The sequence below is a fragment of the Leisingera sp. SS27 genome, from assembly GCF_028368855.1.
Classification (GTDB): Bacteria; Pseudomonadota; Alphaproteobacteria; order Rhodobacterales; family Rhodobacteraceae; genus Leisingera.
This window is the reverse complement of sequence record NZ_JAQNCY010000004.1, coordinates 113,302-129,459: the sequence shown is the minus strand read 5'-3', so window position 1 is coordinate 129,459 and position 16,158 is coordinate 113,302. Positions and strand designations below refer to the sequence as shown.

Genomic DNA, 16,158 nt, shown 5'->3' with positions numbered 1-16,158 from the left:
CATGCGCCCGCCAGCCCCGTTTGCCAAGTCACGATCCGGTCATGCCGCCCGCATCCCTCTGTGTTTGCGGCAAATTTGCCGGAGCCTGCGCGGAGTTGCGCCGATGCGCCCCTTGCGCGGCAAGCGGGTGCACGTCATGGTGGGGGGAGGCAGCAGAAAGACGGAAATTCATGGATCTGACTGGCAAGCTCTTGATTGCAATGCCTGGAATTGGCGACCCGAGGTTCGAGCATTCGGTGATCTTCCTGTGTTCGCACGGCGAGGAGGGCGCTATGGGGCTGATCGTCAACAAGCCCGCCGACGGCGTGGCGCTGGGCGATCTGCTGGAGCAGCTGGACCTGGGCGGTGACAGCAACGCGGCAGCGGCGCTGCCGGTGCGCTTTGGAGGCCCGGTGGAGACCCAGCGCGGTTTTGTGCTGCACACACCGGATTACGAATCGGATGTGAGTTCCCTGAAGGTGCCGGGCGGCTTTTCGATGACCGCCACGCTGGATATTCTTGAGGACATCGCCGAGGGTCAGGGGCCGGAACAGCTGCTGGTGCTGCTGGGCTATGCCGGCTGGGGGCCGGGTCAGCTGGAATCGGAAATCACCATGAACGGCTGGCTGACGGCCGAGGCCAGCCCCGAGCTGGTGTTCAGCCTTGCCGATGACAGCAAATGGGGCGCGGCGCTAAAAACCCTGGGGGTTGATCCGTTGACGCTTTCGTCCAGTGCGGGCCACGCCTGAAAGCTAAAATCCGGGCGGCGCAAGCGGAAGGCTCCCGCGCATTTTCTGATTATCAAAGATAATCCCAAAACCCTTGGGCCGGGCGCCCATCTTTGATGGGCGCGGGTGCGCTGCGGCTTGCCGCGTTCAGTCCCGCGGCGCGGCGGCGCGGCGCAGGCGGTCGTTGATGGCCTCGCCCAGCCCGCGCATCGGAATCGGCGCAACGGCAATCGGCTTGCCAAGTGCATCCAGTTGGTGGAGCTGCCCAAAGAGATTGGCCGCGGCCTCTGCCAGGTCACCGCTTTCGGACAGATTCAGATCACAAGGTCCGGGTCCAAAGCCAAGATATAGCTCGCCGTCGCGCGGTGCCTCCGCGTTGAGCCGCACCGGCGCGCCGGGGGCGTAGTGCGACAGCAGCTGACCGGGCGCGGTCAGCGGGTCGTGCACATCGCGTTCTGCCAATTTGCGGCCCAGCACGGCTTCGATTTCTTCCGCCGCCAGCCCGCCGGGGCGCAGCAGCAGCGGGTCCGGTCCGGCCAGGCCGATGATGGTGGATTCCAGCCCCACACCGCAGGCGCCGTCATCCAGGATCGCGGCAATCCGGCCGTCCAGCCCGGCTTTCACATGCGCGGCCGTCGTCGGGCTGATCTTGCCGGAGGGGTTGGCGGAAGGTGCGGCCACCGGACCGTCCAGCTCCCGCAGCAGCACCTGCGCCGCCGGATGCGCGGGCACCCGCACGCCAAGCGTCTCCAGCCCTGCCGTAACCAGCGGCGAGATCCCGTGCCCCGCACGCAGCGGCAGCACCAAAGTCATCGGCCCTGGCCAGAAGGCCGCGGCCAGCTGTTCCGCAACGTCATTCCATTGCACATACCGCCGCGCGGCCTCTGCCGAATGGACATGGGCAATCAGCGGATTGAATGACGGCCGCCCCTTGGCCTCGTAAATGGCCGCAACCGCCTTGCCCTGCCGGGCATCAGCGCCAAGGCCATAAACTGTTTCGGTCGGGAAGGAGACCAGTTGCCCGGCCTGCAAAAGCCGGGCGGCGCGGGCGATGCCGCTTGCCGTTGCGGCAAGGATTTCAGTGCTCTGCTGGGGCATTCCGGGTGACGCGGCGTTTTGGTTGATTGAAATAAGCGCCCGGTTAGGTAATCGGACAAGCCACAGACCATAATGGGCCCGCGCCGGGAAGCCAAGACTGCCCGCTCCGCAGGCCCCAGAAACCCCCGCCAGAGGACGTCCATGACTTTCCGCGCCCCCGTTTCCGAGTATGAATTTCTGCTGAACCACGTTGTGGGCTATCACAGCATCCCGGCTACAGACCGCTTTGCTGAAGCAACATCCGACACTGTAAGCGCGATCCTGACAGAAGCAGGCAAGCTGTGCGACGAGGTGATGGCCCCGCTGCAGCGCAATGGCGACCTGCATCCTGCACGTCTGGAAAACGGCGTGCTGCGGACTTCGCCCGGGTTTGCCGATGGCTATCAGGCCATTTGCGATGGCGGCTGGGTCGGCATCAGCGCGGCGGAGGAATTCGGCGGCATGGGGCTGCCGCAGACTGTCGCTGTCGCGGTCTATGAAATGATGGCCGGCGCCTGTCTGTCGCTGCAGCTGGCACCGCTTCTGAGCCAGGGCCAGATCGAAGCGCTCGAACACCATGCGTCAGATGCGATCAAGGAGCTGTATCTGCCCAAGCTGATCTCCGGTGAATGGTCCGGCACCATGAACCTGACCGAGCCGCAGGCCGGGTCCGATGTCGGCGCGCTGACGTCAAAGGCGGAACCCAACGGCGACGGCACCTTTGCGGTGACTGGCCAGAAGATCTTCATCTCATGGGGCGACAATGATTTCTGCGGCAACATCTGCCACCTGGTGCTGGCGCGGCTGCCTGATGGCGTGCCAGGAACCAAGGGGATCTCGCTGTTCCTGGTGCCGAAATTCCTGCCGGATGCGGACGGCAATCCTGGCAAGGCGAATGATCTGAAGGTCGTGAGCCTTGAACACAAGATGGGCCTGCACGGCTCCCCCACCTGCGTGATGCAGTTCGACGGCGCCACCGGCTGGCTGGTCGGGCCGGAGCACGGCGGCATGGCAGCGATGTTCACCATGATGAACAACGCCCGTCTCGGTGTCGGCGGCCAGGGCGTTGGTGCGGGCGAGGGCGCTTATCAGCACGCGCTGGCCTATGCGCTGGAGCGCAAGCAGGGCAAGACCGCCAGCGGCTTCATCGCCGACCACGCCGATGTGCGCCGGATGCTGATGGAAATGAAGGCGGATCTTTTTGCCTCCCGCGCAATCCTGATGGCCTGCGCCCGCGCTATCGACATGCATACCGCCACTGGTGGCAGCGATTGGGCCGCCCGCGCGGCCTTCCTGACCCCGATTGCCAAGGCCTTTGGCACTGACACCGGCATGCGCGTTTCGGAAACCGGGGTGCAGGTCTACGGCGGCATGGGTTTCATCGAAGAAAGCGGAGCCGCGCAGTATTACCGCGACGTGCGGGTGACAGCGATCTACGAAGGCACCAATGGCATCCAGTCAATGGATCTGGTGGCGCGCAAGATGATGGACGGCGGCGAAATGGGTTTTGCCCTGATTGACGAGATCGAGGAACAGGCTGAACGCGCCCGCGCCACCCATCCCAACATGGCCGAAGCCGTCTGGCAGGCATGTGAATCCCTGCGCGAAGCCACCGAATGGCTGGTGTCGCAGCAGGACATGCAGGACCGTTTTGCAGGCTCGGTTCCGTACCTGCGCGCATTTGCCCGGGTGCTGGGCGGCCATTATCACCTGGCAGCCGCGATGGCGGATCAGGGCGGCCCGCGCGAGAAGCTGGCCCGCTTCTACATCACCCGCATGCTGCCGGAGCACAGCGCGCTTTTGGCCCATGCACAGGCGGGGGCAGAAGGCACCTTCGCCCTCAGCCTTGATGAGCTGGCGGGCTGACAGCCGTGACTGATATTCCCGACGTCTCCCCCCGCACCCCCTGGGAAGAACCGCCCGCACAGGGGGAGGCGATCGAAGTGGCCGAGGGCGTCCTTTGGATGCGCCAGCCGCTGCCGATGAAGCTGGATCACGTCAACATCTACGCGCTGGATGAGGGCGACGGCTGGACGGTGATCGACACCGGTTTCAACTCCCGCAAAAGCCGCGGCATCTGGGAAAGACTGATGGCAGGCCCCTTGAAGGGCAAGCCGGTGACCCGCGTGGTCGTCACCCATCACCACCCTGATCACATCGGTTTGGCGGGCTGGTTCCAGAGCGTCCACGGCGCCGAACTGGTCACCACCCGCACCGCCTGGCTGTTTGCCCGGATGCTGACGCTGGACGTGCAGGAGACGTGGCCGGAAGAGACGCTGGCCTATTACCGCAGTGCCGGCATGGCGCCTGAGATCTATGAGAAGCGCGTCAATGACCGGCCTTTCAACTTTGCCGACACCGTGCATCCGATGCCCCTGGGCTTCACCCGCATCAAACAGGGCGATGTAATCCGCATGGGCGGGCGCGACTGGGATGTGCACACCGGCAACGGCCACGCCCCGGAGCACGCGACCTTCTGGAGCCGGGATGACAACCTGGTGATTACCGGCGATCAGATCCTGTCGACCATCAGCCCCAACATCGGTGTTTATGCGACCGAACCGATGGCCGATCCGCTGGGCGAATGGCTGGAAGCCTGCGAACGGCTGGCGAAACTGGCGCGTCCGGATCACCTGGCGCTTGGCGGCCACAAGCTGCCGTTCTCACGCTTGCCGCTTCGGATGCAGCAGCTCATTGGCAACCACCACGGCGCGCTGGAGCGGCTGATGGATCACCTTTCCGTGCCGCGCACAGCTGCTGATTGCTTTGCGCCGCTGTTCAAGCGCACAATCGGTGAAGGTGAGTACGGGCTTGCACTGGTCGAGGCGGTGGCCCATGTAAATCACCTGTACCACACCGGCCAGGTGGCGCGCTGGAAAGGCGAAGACGGCGCCTGGCTCTATCAAAGCAAGGGGTGATCCGCACCCCGCAAAAGGGGAGGCACCATGAGCGACGAGATTTCCACCAGCGCCGAGGCGGCAGAGGCGGCGGTGCTGCCCTGCGTGCATGAAGTCCACTCCGACCCGGATGCCTGTGCAGGCCTCACCAAAGTGCCGGAGAAGCTGCAGAAACCGGATGCGGCCAAAAGCCCGGCCCGCTGGGCCTATGAACGGCTGATCCTTTATATCCAGAACTTCGAACAGCAGCTGGACGCTGAACACGAGGTCGCAATGGGCTTCACCGGCGGCAATACCGGCGTGCTCCGGATTGAGGGCATGGGCTATTTCGACCCGGACATCATCACCTATTACGGCAGCGAGCCGGATGGCTCCCGGACCCAGCTGGTGCAGCACGTGAGCCAGCTCAATGTGATGCTGCGCGCAGTGCCCAAGGCACGCGAGGAAGAGCCCGCCAACCGTATCGGTTTCCGTCTCGCCTCGGATTTGCAGCAGGAGTGAGCCGCACGATTCGCCGCCCGGGCCGAAACCGCAGGATCCGCAGCGGTTTTATGTGGTTTTCGGACGGCATTTCCCGGGGATGCGCCCGAATGACGTGGTGACAGGGGACGGCAAATCCGGTAATCACCGGGAAAACGCACGTGAATTTTGAGGGATAACTCACATGGCTGATCACCAGCACGGCACCATGGACATCACCGTTCAGGAGAAGATGTTCTCGAGCTTCATGACCTTCGTGACCCGTTTCTGCATCGCGATGGTGTTCCTCGCGCTGTTCCTGGCTATGTTCGCCACCTGATCCCGGGACAATATTGATGCGCAATCTGCTCTGCCTCGGCGCGGTGATGCTGGCGCTTGCGGGTTGCGCGGCGCCGCAGCAACCGAATGCGGACGCCGAAACCCTGGCCAAGGTGGCCTACCGCCACCCCGGCCCTGCAACGCTCACCCTCTACACGATGATCAACAACCGCACCGGGCGGGGTGGCCATGCGTCGCTGATGATCAACGCGTCGGAACGGGTGATTTTCGATCCGGCAGGCTCGTTCTACGCCTCAGTAGTACCAGAGCGGAACGATGTCCTTTACGGTATTACTCCGGCAGTCGAGAAAGCCTACCGCGGCGCCCATGCGCGCAGCACCTTCCATGTGGTGGTGCAACGGGTTGAGGTGACGCCGGAGCAGGCCCAGAAAGCCTATCAGCTGGCAGTCACCAACGGACGCGTGCCGGGTGCCTATTGCGCCCAGGCCACCATCGGCATTCTGCAGCAGATCCCGGGCTTCGAAAGCCTCGACCGCACCTTCTATCCGGAGAAACTGTCCGCCCAGTTCGGCCAGCTGCCCGGTGTGGTAACGGAACGCTACTATGAGAACGACAGCGCCGATCTGCAGGCAGGCATCACCAAGAGCGACGCCGCGCTGAACGCGGCAGAGTAATTCTTCCCCAGGTGCAGCGCGCTCAGGCGGCGAGATACAAGAGCAGCAGGCACAGCCCGCCGGTTCCGAGACCGATCAGCACGTTGCGCGTAAGATAGCCCGCGGCGAAGGTCGCCGCAGCGGCGGCAAAATGCATCAGGCTGGGCGCGCCACCCGTGGGCGCAGGCCACACCACCAGCGGCGCCACCAGCGCCGGGATGATCGCCACAGCGGTATAGCGCAGATGCCGCATCAGCCATTCAGGGATGGGTTTGCCGCCCATGAAACCGATGAAGGCAAACCGCAAGCCATAGCTGCCAAGCGCCAGCCCGATGATCACGGTCCACAGGATGGGTGTGGGGATACTGCTCATTTTGCGCCTTCCGCTTTGGCCTTCTGCCGCTCCAGCCACAATTCCGCCTGCGCGCCCGCAACCATGCCGGCAATGCCCGCCACGATCAGGCCGAGGTTATAGGGCAGGGCAGAGGCAGGCAGCGAGGCCGCCACCGCCACAAAACAGGCCGCCACATGCGCCGGCGTGCGCAGCATCGGGCCGATCATCGCCAGAAACGCCAGCGGCAGCACGAAGTCCACTCCCCAGCTTTCCGGGATCCGGGTGCCGACCAGCGCCCCCAGTGCGGTGGCCATCACCCAGGCCGGTGTGATCAGCCCGTTGGTGCCAAAGAAATAGGCAACCCGCTGTGCCAGCGGCATCTCCGGCTCCTGTTCGAATTGCACAACCGACAGCGCATAGGACTGATCGACGATGAAATAGGCAGCAATCGCGCGCTGCCACATTGGCGCATCACCCAGGTACGGCGTCAGGGAGGCCGAATACATCGCCATCCGCAGGTTCACCGCCAGTGCCGAAATCAGGATGATGATCAGCGGCGCATTCTCCTGCATCAGCTGTAGCGCGGTGAACTGGGCCGCACCGGCAAAGACCGTTAGCGAGAAGGCAAAGGCTTCCGGCACGATCAGCCCGGCCTCCGCCGCCAGCACCCCGAACAGGAAGCCAAAGGGTGAGGCCATGAACAGAAACGGCGCGCTGTCGCGAAACCCCTTCCAGAAGGCCGATTTGGTGGTGGTGATTGCCATCTGCGCGTCCTAGATTGCCTTGAACCGCCCTACGGCGGACGCAGAAGGAATGCAATTGGTGAGTATGGATATCACGTCAGAATATCTGATCGCCCCCGGTGTCTCCGACCCGCGGCTGACACGCGCGGTCACCGGTGTTGACCAGAATGGCGAGGCCAGCGAGATTGCTGTGGTGGAGGAGCGCCCGCTGACCATCTTCCTGAATTCGCAGGAAATTGTCACCGCGATGACAATCGGCGACTACCCGGAATACCTGGCGCTTGGTTTTTTGCGCAACCAGCGGATGCTGCGCGACGAGGATGAGGTCACCCGCGTCGACTATGACGAGGATCTGGAAACCGTGGTGGTGCGCACCGCGGTGGAAACCAGTCACGAGGAAAAGCTGAAGAAAAAGACCCGCACCTCCGGCTGCGCGGTCGGCACCGTTTTTGGCGACATGATGGAGGGACTGGAGGACGTGCGCCTGCCCGAGGCCGAGGTCCGCACCTCCTGGGTCTATGCACTGGCCCACAAGATCAACCGCACGCCCTCGCTGTACTTGGAGGCCGGCGCCATCCACGGCACCGTGCTCTGCTGCCAGGACCGCCCGCTTGTCTATATGGAGGACGTGGGCCGCCACAACGCGGTGGACAAAATCGCCGGCTGGATGCTGTCAGAGCAGGCCGAGGCCGCGGACAAGATCCTCTACACCACCGGGCGGCTGACCTCCGAAATGGTGATCAAGACCGCAATGATGGGCATCCCGGTGCTGGCCTCACGCTCCGGCTTTACCGCCTGGGGCGTGGAGATCGCGCGCGAGGTTGGCCTCACCCTCATCGGCCGGATGCGCGGTCAGCGGTTCATCTGCTTGTCGGGCGAGGAGCGGCTTGTGCGGGACATGGACCCCAAGGACGCGCCGGTTGAAGAAAAGAAGCACCGTAGAAAAAGCGCAGAGAGGTAACCGGATTTCACGCGAAATCCGGCCCGGAAAACACGTGTTTTCCGCCGCGTGAGGAGAAGGCATGACAAAACAAAAGCCTTTGGGCGTAATCCTAGCAGGCGGCCTCGCCACCCGGATGGGCGGCGGCGACAAGGGGCGGCTGCAGGTTGGCGGCCAAAGCCTGCTGTCCCGGGTGGTGGACCGGCTGTCGCCGCAGGTCGCAGGGCTTGCGCTCAACGCCAATGGCGATCCTGAACGCTTCGCTGATCTGGGCCTGCCGGTCATTGCCGACTCGATTGAAGGCTTTGCTGGTCCGCTGGCAGGCGTTCTGGCAGGCCTTGATTGGGCGGCAGAGCAGGGCGCGGATACCATCGTCACCGCCGCCGCCGACACGCCCTTCTTTCCGCAGGACCTAGTGGCCCGGCTGACTGCAGCAGCCGAAGGCATGGATCAGCCGCTGGTGCTGGCCACCACTCCGCGCACCGGCGATGAGGCGCTGAAATCCGGCGGCGGCAAGCGCATCAACCGGCACCCGGCCTTTGGCCTCTGGCCCGTCGCCCTGCGCGATGACCTGCGTGAAGCACTGCAGGGCGGATTGCGCAAGGTGGTTCTCTGGACCGACCAGCACGGCGGCTGCGAAGCGCTGTTTGAGGCAGACCCCTTCGACCCCTTCTTCAACATCAACACACCGGATGATCTGGCCAGGGCCGAGGCGCTGTTGAAATGAAGATTTACGGCGTCACCGGCTGGAAGAACAACGGCAAGACCGGGCTGATGGAACGGCTGGTGGCGGAGTTCTGCGTCCGCGGGTTCACCGTTTCCACCATCAAGCACGCCCATCACGCCACCGATGTGGACCTGCCCGGCACCGACAGCCACCGCCATCGCCAAGCCGGTGCGTCCGAGGTGGTGCTGGCCTCCGCAGGCCGCGTGGCGATCATGCAGGAATTGCGCGGCGCGGCAGAGCCGCCGCTGGCAGAGCTGCTGGCCCGCCTCAACCCCGTCGATCTGGTGCTGGTGGAGGGCTACAAGCGCGAGCCGCACCCGAAGGTTGAGGCCTTCCGGCAGGCAGCAGGCACCGAATTGATCGCGCCGGGGGATCCCAGCATCCGGGCCGTCGCCAGCGACGCCCCGCTGGAACTGGACCGCCCGGTGTTCGATTTGAACGGCACCGCTGCAATTGCGGACTTCATCCAGTCGGAATTGAGGCTGTGACCCCCTTTGATGCCGTTCTGACTGTCGATTGGTCCGCTGCCAAGCGCAAATTCAAGCGGCCCAGCAAGGACGCGATCTGGCTTGGTGTCGCGCGCGGCGGGACCGCAGAGCAGCCGGTTTACTGCCGCAGTCGGCAGGAGGCAGAGGCTTGGATCAGCCGCTTTCTTGCTGTGGAGCAAGCTGCCGGGCGGCGGGTGCTGGCAGCCTTTGATTTCCCTTTCGGATACCCGCGCGGATTTGCGCGCCGGATCACCGGATCGGATGACCCCTTTGCCCTGTGGCAGTGGCTGGAAGAACGGATCGAAGACGCGGAGGACGGCAGCAACAACCGGTTCGGCGTCGCATCCGAGATGAACCGGCTGTTTGCCGGTGCCGGACCGTTCTGGGGCAAGCCTGATGAGGCAAGCTGGCCGGACATCCCCTACCGCAAGTCCGGGATCACCTATACGGACGTGGCAGAACGGCGCAGCGCGGACTTGGCGGCCAAGGCAGCCTCTTCCTGTTTCCAGCTGTTTTTCAACCCTACGGTTGGCAGCCAGGTGCTGATGGGGCTGCCGGTCCTGCAGCGGTTGCGGCTAAATCACCGGGCCGCGGTCTGGCCTTTTGAAAACATTGCGGGCGCGCAAATTGTGTTTGCGGAAATTTGGCCAGGGTTGATCGAACCGGCTGTCAAAGCTGCAATGGCTGTTGCAGATGAGGGCGAAATTCGCGACCGGGTGCAAATGCGGCTGTTGTCGCAGGCGCTCAGCCGCCTGCCGGCAAAGGAGCTGGCCGCAATGCTGGCCGCAGCACCTGAGGAAGCACAAGAGGAGGCCTGGATATTGGGCACAGGGAATGAGGACCGCTTGAACGTGCTGGCCACGGATGAGGCGGGCGGGCTGGTGCCGCCGCCGCTCAGCAATGACTGCTTTGCTCTGCCTGCGGGCGTCGATTGGACCCCGGTAGACGATGCGCTGGCGTTGCTCAGGGACAGGCTGGGTCCGGTCACCGGGGCGGAAACGGTGCCGCTGGCTGATGCGCTTGGCCGGGTTCTGGCAGCGGAGGCGGTGGCAAAACGCTCCAACCCGCCGCTGCCGAACACAGCGGTGGATGGCTACGGGTTTGCCGGCGGCCGGGAAACGGGGCCGCATGTGCTGCCGCTGGTGCAGGGGCGTGCCGCTGCCGGCGTTCCCTTTGACGGAACCGTCCCCGAAGGCCGCGCCATCCGGATTCTGACCGGTGCCGCGCTGCCCGAAGGCGTGGACACGGTGATCCTGGAGGAAGACGTCAACACCGACGGCACCGGGATCGCCTTCAACGGCCCTTTGAAACAGGGCGCCAACACCCGCAAGGCAGGCGAGGATGTCTGCGAGGGCGAGGTCATCCTGCCCGCAGGCCGGGTCATCACCCCTGCTGATCTTGCTCTCGCTTCCGCTACCGGCTTGGCCGGACTCACCGTGCGGCTGCCGCTGCGGGTGGGTGTGCTCTCTACCGGGGATGAGCTGGTCGAGGCCGGGCAGGCTGCAGGCAAGGGGCAGATTTTTGACGCCAACCGCCCGATGCTGCTGGCGCTGATCCGCCAGCTGGGGTTCGTGCCGGTAGACCTGGGTAAGGCAGCAGATGACCGCGCGGCGCTGCGGGCGCATCTGGACGGTGCTGCGGCGCAAACGGATGTGATCCTGACCTCCGGCGGCGCCTCTGCCGGGGATGAGGACCACATGTCTGCGCTTCTGCGCGAGGCCGGAGCAATGCAGGAATGGCGCATCGCGCTGAAGCCCGGCCGCCCGCTGGCGCTGGGCATGTGGCAGGGCACGCCGGTGTTCGGGTTGCCGGGCAATCCTGTGGCGGCGCTGGTCTGCACCCTGATCTTTGCCCGCCCTGCCATGGGGCTGCTGGCCGGTGCCGGCTGGCAAGAGCCGCAAGGCTTCGAGGTGCCGGCCGCCTTCGAAAAGCGGAAGAAACCGGGCCGCCGGGAATACCTGCGGGCACGGGTGCGGGATGGCAAGGCGGAAGTGTTCAAGTCCGAAGGTTCCGGCCGTATCAGCGGTCTTAGCTGGGCCGAAGGTCTGGTGGAGCTCGGTGATGGCGCCGCGGACATCAAACCGGGAGATCCGGTCCGCTTCCTCCCCTACGGCAGCTTTTCCATGTAGGCGAGGTACTCCCGCCCGCGGCGCGGCGCATCAGAGATGCTTGCCCGCCGTTGGGCCAGGCGCCGTGCTGACGCCCGGCGCAGGTGCTCTTCATTTTCACCTTTGGGAAAATACTCGCGCAGCAGGCTGCGCCTGAAGGGCGCGTCCGCTTTAGTCGAATGTTCCGGCAACCCGTCCGACCAGCATGAAAGCGCGGGCGGTGCGGGTGTTGCCAAGAGCGGAAATCTCGCCGTCACTGGCCTCGGCCTCAAAGTCGGCGAACATCTGGTCGAAGCGGCGCAGGAAGTGGTGCGCGGCATCGCGGAAGATCGGATCCTGCTTCATCCGCGCTGCCGTCAGCGCCAGCGATGTCCGGTCGCGCACGCCGCCAAGCGCTGCCACCGCGCGCCCGCGTGCACCTTGTGCGAACTGGCGCCAGATCTCGGGCCGGGCCATGTCGGGGCGCAGGTCGTCCATATAGATGCCATCCTGGCTCAGCAGAGTCAGCACATCCTGTGCCGCCTGGATCACCTGCGCCGCCTTGCGGTCCTTGAGCGCCGCGCGCAGGGCAGCAAAGCCTTCGGTGTCCTCGGCAGTTTCCGGGAAATTCAGTGCCCGGATAAACTGTTCGGCGGGCAGGGGTGGCGCGGTATCCGCAGCCTGAGTCCCCAGCGCCAGCGAACCCTGATCGGCAGCCGTCATCTCTGCCGCCTCTGCGGGTATGGCTGGACGCAGCGGATTGGCGCGGCGGCTGGTTTGAAAGGTCGCCAGTGCCGTCTCTGTGTTGCGCGTGGCCTCGGCGATTTCCTCCAGCCGCTTGGCAACCGACGTCTCCGCCACAGCCGCATGCTGCTGTGCCTGTGCCAGATAGCTTTGACGCAGCCCGTCGATGGCCGCCTGCAGCTGTTCGCTCTCCTCCCGCATCACCCGGGCCGAGCGCGCGGCAGAAGCGGCAACCCACAGCATCGCCAGGGGCAGCACCACCGCCAGCACACTGGTGATCAGATCCGCCCATTGCGAAAGCCCGGCATCTTCCGGCGCCAGCACAAAGGCCCCGGTCACCACCAGCAGCCACAGCGCCCCCAGTCCGATGGCTGCCAGCTCAGCCCCGCCCAGGCCGTTGGCCGCCGAGGGGCCGTCAAGCCGCCGGAGCGGCTGGCTGCCGCCAGGTTTCTGGCCGGAGCCCGGACTGCTGCTGGAGCCTGTCATGACCTCGCGGCCTCCCGGATCAGGAATAGACGATCTTGAGAATCTCGTAGGCGCGCTCGCCGCCGGGCGTGCGCACTTCCACACTGTCGCCTTCGTCCTTGCCGATCAAGGCGCGTGCGATCGGGGATTTGATGTTCAGAAGGCCCGCTTCGATATTGGCCTCATGCTCGCCCACGATCTGCCAGGTTTTTTCCTCGTCGGTGTCCTCGTCCACCACGGTCACCTTGGCGCCGAACTTGATGGCGCCGGACAGTTTGGCGGGGTTGATCACATCGGCCAGCGACAGGATGCCTTCCAGCTCCTTGATGCGGCCCTCGATGAAGGACTGTTTTTCGCGGGCGGAGTGGTATTCTGCGTTTTCCGACAGGTCGCCCAGCTCACGCGCTTCGGCAATCGCCTGGATGATGGCCGGGCGTTCGACGGATTTCAGGTTTTTCAGTTCGCTTTCCAGCGCGGCGTGACCCTTGGGGGTCATCGGGATCTTTTCCATGTGATTGGTCCAGGTCGCTCTATTGTTCTTGTCAGTATGAAAACCGCAGCCCCGCAGCATGTGCCGCGGGGCCTCCGGTCCGGTTGACATTTACCTGACCCAATCCTGCGCCCGAATTCAAGTGGCCGCAGAGCTTTGCCGCACGCAATTCCGCCTAACGCGGCAGAATGTGCGGCTTTTCCACAGGTTTGCGCGGAAAAATGCCGCGGGCAGGGGGCGTGGGCCCTGCCGCCAGCCACAGCAGATCAATCATATTGCACGGCCTCGTATTCGATGCCGTTCTCATCGTGGAAGTAGAACCGGCGGCCCGGCTCATAGTCGCCGTGGTTCATCGGTGTGAAGCCGGCGGCCCTTACTGCAGCCTCGGTTGCATCCAGATCCTCAACAATCACCGCCAGATGGTTGAGCCCGCCGATGATGCCATAGCTTTCCGGCGCTTGGCCGGCCGCAGTGGGCGGCGTGTACAGCGCGAGGTAGCTGTTCTCGCCGCCCACATGCACAGTGTAGCCGCCGTTCTTGGCTTCGCCCTGCCAGCGCACATGCCAGCCAAAGATCTTCTCCATCCAGGCGGCAGTGCCGCTGGGGTCTGCCACGGTGACATTCGCGTGTTCCAAAACTGCGCTCATAGAAAATCTCCTTCTCATCTTGAGCAAACCTGTTGATGCGACTCACCGTAATTCCTAAACCTAACTTTAGCTCAAGAGATTTCTTCAGGGAGTTCGCAATGCCCCAATCCGCAGGTATTTCCATCGGCTATCTGGCCGAACGCACCGGCCTCGCCGTCTCCGCCATCCGCTACTACGAGGCGCAAGGTTTGGTGGAGCCCTGGCGCAACGCTGGCGGCCAGCGCCGGTTCCACCGGGCCGACATCCGGCGGATGAGCTTCATCATGATTGCCCAGCAGTTCGGCTTCTCGCTGCCGGAAATCCGCGGCTTCCTGCGCAGCCTGCCGGGCGGCCGCACCCCGACCAAGGAAGACTGGGCCTTCATTTCAGAAAACTTCCGCAGCCATCTGGACCAGCGAATCGAAACCCTGGTCAAACTGCGTGACAATCTGGACGGCTGCATAGGCTGCGGCTGTCTTTCGCTTCCGAATTGCAAACTTTACAACCCCGAAGACAGGGCGGCACAGAAGGGGCAGGGACCCCGATACCTGATGGGAGACAGCCCTGAGACAGAGATAGCGGCGGAAAATGATCCTTGAGTGACGAAAATGGACGCACTTTTTGTCTCAGTTGCCTGTTTTACAGGTGTTTGACGCGGAGTTTGGATTGACCCAAGGGGGCGCCAAACGCTAAGCAGCCGCGAAAGAAAATTGCGCCCGCATGACCCTGTGGGGCCGGTAGCGAATAGAAAGCCAAGGAGCGCCGCAAATGGCCGAGATTGAACGCGAAGCGATGGAATACGACGTGGTGATCGTCGGGGCCGGCCCTGCTGGTTTGTCTGCGGCCATCCGACTGAAGCAGCTGGACGCCGACCTGCAGGTCGTGGTTCTGGAAAAAGGCTCCGAGGTGGGCGCGCACATCCTGTCCGGCGCGGTGCTGGATCCTTGCGGCCTGAACGCCTTGATCCCCGACTGGAAGGAAAAGGGCGCGCCGCTTAACGTCGAGGTCAAGGAAGACAACTTCCTGATGCTGGGCGAGGCCGGCCAGGTCCGCATCCCCAACTTCCCGATGCCGCCGCTGATGAACAACCATGGCAACTACATTGTCTCCATGGGCAACGTCTGCCGCTGGATGGCGGAGCAGGCTGAGGAAATGGGTGTCGAGATCTTCCCGGGCATGGCGTGCTCGGAACTGGTCTATGGCGACAACGGCGAAGTGAAGGGCGTGGTTGCCGGCGAGTTCGGCAAGAACGCCGACGGCACCCCCGGCCCGTCTTACGAGCCCGGCATGGAGCTGCACGGCAAATACGTCTTCCTCTCAGAAGGCGTGCGCGGCTCGCTGTCCAAGGAAGTGATTGCCAAATACGGCCTCTCTGACGGCAAGGAGCCGCAGAAGTACGGCGTCGGCATGAAAGAGATCTGGGAGATCGACCCGGCCAAGCACAAGGAAGGCACCGTCACCCACACCATGGGCTGGCCGCTGGGATCCAACGCGGGCGGCGGCTCGTTCATCTACCACCTGGACAACAACCAGGTTTACGTGGGCTTCGTGGTGCACCTGAACTACAAGAACCCGCATCTGTTCCCCTACATGGAATTCCAGCGCTTCAAGCACCATCCGGTGGTCGCCGACCTGCTGAAGGGCGGCAAGCGCGTGGCCTACGGCGCCCGTGCCATCACCGAGGGCGGCTGGCAGTCGATGCCGAAGCTGGTGGCCCCTGGCGTGGCCCTGCTGGGCTGCTCCGCGGGCATGGTCAACGTGCCGCGCATCAAGGGCAACCACAACGCGATGTTGTCGGGCAAGGCCGCAGCCGAAGCCGCCTTTGACGCGATCAAGGCCGAGCGTTCGGGTGACGAGCTGACCGCCTATGAGGCCGACGTACGTGAAGGCGCCATCGGCAAGGACCTCAAGATGGTCCGCAACGTCAAGCCGATGTGGTCCAAATGGGGCCTCACCGCGTCGCTGGCCTTTGGCGGCCTGGACATGTGGACCAACAACCTCTTCGGCTTCTCGCTGTTTGGCACTCTGGGCCACGGCAAGAACGACGCCGAGGCGACAGAGGAAGCCTCCAAGCACAAGCCCATCGACTACCCCAAGCCCGATGGCGTGCTGTCCTTCGACCGCCTGACCAACGTCAGCTTCTCGATGACCAACCACGAGGAAAGCCAGCCCTGCCACCTGCGCCTGGGCAATGAGGACACCCCGATCTCGGTCAACCTGCCGAAATTCGCGGAACCGGCGCAGCGCTACTGCCCGGCCGGCGTCTACGAGGTGGTCGAAAAGGACGGCAAGCCGGAGTTCGTGGTGAACTTCCAGAACTGCGTCCACTGCAAGACCTGCGACATCAAGGACCCGTCCCAGAACATCACCTGGACCACGCCGCAGGGCGGCGACGGCCCGAACTACCCGAACATGTAACGG

General features: G+C 64.1%; 18 protein-coding genes. 12 read left to right on the top strand and 6 right to left on the bottom strand.

The window, feature by feature from the left end; translation table 11 throughout:
* Positions 1–95: 95 nt before the first annotated feature.
* Entirely contained in the window at positions 96–728 is a 633-nt protein-coding gene (locus tag N6L27_RS10665) for a YqgE/AlgH family protein (RefSeq protein ID WP_442915767.1), read from the top strand.
* A 126-nt stretch (positions 729–854) separates the two neighbouring features.
* Here the strand turns inward: N6L27_RS10665 and N6L27_RS10660 are convergent, their stop codons facing one another.
* Entirely contained in the window at positions 855–1,805 is a 951-nt protein-coding gene (locus N6L27_RS10660; protein ID WP_271907231.1) for an L-threonylcarbamoyladenylate synthase, read from the bottom strand.
* A gap of 141 nt (positions 1,806–1,946) precedes the next feature.
* Here N6L27_RS10660 and N6L27_RS10655 point away from each other — a divergent pair, with 141 nt between their 5' ends.
* The 5 genes from N6L27_RS10655 to N6L27_RS10635 all read left to right on the top strand — a co-directional run bounded on the left by N6L27_RS10655 (position 1,947) and on the right by N6L27_RS10635 (position 6,114).
* Entirely contained in the window at positions 1,947–3,650 is a 1,704-nt protein-coding gene (locus N6L27_RS10655) for an acyl-CoA dehydrogenase (RefSeq protein WP_271907230.1), read from the top strand.
* Positions 3,651–3,655: 5 nt separating this feature from the next.
* Positions 3,656–4,702 (top strand): MBL fold metallo-hydrolase, encoded by a 1,047-nt coding sequence (locus N6L27_RS10650; protein ID WP_271907229.1) that lies wholly within the window; start codon positions 3,656–3,658, stop codon positions 4,700–4,702.
* 27 nt (positions 4,703–4,729) lie between these two features.
* Entirely contained in the window at positions 4,730–5,182 is a 453-nt protein-coding gene (locus N6L27_RS10645; protein WP_271907228.1) for a DUF6173 family protein, read from the top strand.
* A 163-nt stretch (positions 5,183–5,345) separates the two neighbouring features.
* Positions 5,346–5,480, top strand: a complete 135-nt coding sequence (locus tag N6L27_RS10640; protein ID WP_039181692.1) for an aa3-type cytochrome c oxidase subunit IV — start codon at positions 5,346–5,348, stop codon at positions 5,478–5,480.
* Between the two features lie 16 nt (positions 5,481–5,496).
* Positions 5,497–6,114 carry a hypothetical protein gene (locus N6L27_RS10635; RefSeq protein ID WP_039181695.1) on the top strand — a complete coding sequence of 206 codons (618 nt, stop codon included), beginning with the start codon at positions 5,497–5,499 and terminating at the stop codon, positions 6,112–6,114.
* Positions 6,115–6,136: 22 nt separating this feature from the next.
* Here the strand turns inward: N6L27_RS10635 and N6L27_RS10630 are convergent, their stop codons facing one another.
* Together N6L27_RS10630 and N6L27_RS10625 are read right to left on the bottom strand one after the other, a co-directional pair.
* A complete protein-coding gene (locus N6L27_RS10630; protein WP_271907227.1) occupies positions 6,137–6,466 on the bottom strand; it encodes an AzlD domain-containing protein in 330 nt (109 codons plus the stop codon).
* Positions 6,463–7,191: an AzlC family ABC transporter permease gene (locus N6L27_RS10625; protein ID WP_271907226.1), complete on the bottom strand. Its 729-nt coding sequence runs from the start codon at positions 7,189–7,191 to the stop codon at positions 6,463–6,465. The genes N6L27_RS10630 and N6L27_RS10625 overlap by 4 nt, the downstream gene beginning before the upstream one ends.
* 49 nt (positions 7,192–7,240) lie before the next feature.
* Here N6L27_RS10625 and N6L27_RS10620 point away from each other — a divergent pair, with 49 nt between their 5' ends.
* The 4 genes from N6L27_RS10620 to N6L27_RS10605 all read left to right on the top strand — a co-directional run bounded on the left by N6L27_RS10620 (position 7,241) and on the right by N6L27_RS10605 (position 11,454).
* Positions 7,241–8,131 (top strand): formate dehydrogenase accessory sulfurtransferase FdhD, encoded by an 891-nt coding sequence (locus N6L27_RS10620; protein ID WP_271907225.1) that lies wholly within the window; start codon positions 7,241–7,243, stop codon positions 8,129–8,131.
* Between the two features lie 61 nt (positions 8,132–8,192).
* Entirely contained in the window at positions 8,193–8,837 is a 645-nt protein-coding gene (mobA, locus tag N6L27_RS10615) for a molybdenum cofactor guanylyltransferase MobA (RefSeq protein ID WP_271907224.1), read from the top strand.
* Entirely contained in the window at positions 8,834–9,325 is a 492-nt protein-coding gene (gene mobB, locus N6L27_RS10610) for a molybdopterin-guanine dinucleotide biosynthesis protein B (protein WP_271907223.1), read from the top strand. Before mobA ends, mobB begins: the two co-directional genes overlap by 4 nt.
* A complete protein-coding gene (locus tag N6L27_RS10605; RefSeq protein WP_271907222.1) occupies positions 9,322–11,454 on the top strand; it encodes a molybdopterin-binding protein in 2,133 nt (710 codons plus the stop codon). The genes mobB and N6L27_RS10605 overlap by 4 nt, the downstream gene beginning before the upstream one ends.
* A gap of 150 nt (positions 11,455–11,604) precedes the next feature.
* Here the strand turns inward: N6L27_RS10605 and N6L27_RS10600 are convergent, their stop codons facing one another.
* The 3 genes from N6L27_RS10600 to N6L27_RS10590 form a co-directional block, all read right to left on the bottom strand.
* Complete coding sequence (locus N6L27_RS10600) at positions 11,605–12,642, bottom strand: hypothetical protein (RefSeq protein ID WP_271907220.1); 1,038 nt, start codon at positions 12,640–12,642, stop codon at positions 11,605–11,607.
* A gap of 19 nt (positions 12,643–12,661) precedes the next feature.
* The gene (gene greA / locus N6L27_RS10595; RefSeq protein ID WP_271907219.1) at positions 12,662–13,132 is read right to left on the bottom strand and encodes a transcription elongation factor GreA; all 471 of its coding nucleotides are present in this window, start codon (positions 13,130–13,132) and stop codon (positions 12,662–12,664) included.
* Between the two features lie 245 nt (positions 13,133–13,377).
* Entirely contained in the window at positions 13,378–13,758 is a 381-nt protein-coding gene (locus tag N6L27_RS10590) for a VOC family protein (RefSeq protein ID WP_271907218.1), read from the bottom strand.
* Between the two features lie 98 nt (positions 13,759–13,856).
* On the opposite strand from N6L27_RS10590, the gene soxR reads away from it, so the two are divergent.
* Together soxR and N6L27_RS10580 are read left to right on the top strand one after the other, a co-directional pair.
* Positions 13,857–14,336: a redox-sensitive transcriptional activator SoxR gene (soxR, locus tag N6L27_RS10585; protein WP_271907217.1), complete on the top strand. Its 480-nt coding sequence runs from the start codon at positions 13,857–13,859 to the stop codon at positions 14,334–14,336.
* Positions 14,337–14,505: 169 nt separating this feature from the next.
* Positions 14,506–16,155, top strand: coding sequence for an electron transfer flavoprotein-ubiquinone oxidoreductase (locus tag N6L27_RS10580; protein ID WP_271907216.1), 1,650 nt, complete (start codon positions 14,506–14,508; stop codon positions 16,153–16,155).
* The last annotated feature ends 3 nt before the right edge of the window (positions 16,156–16,158 follow it).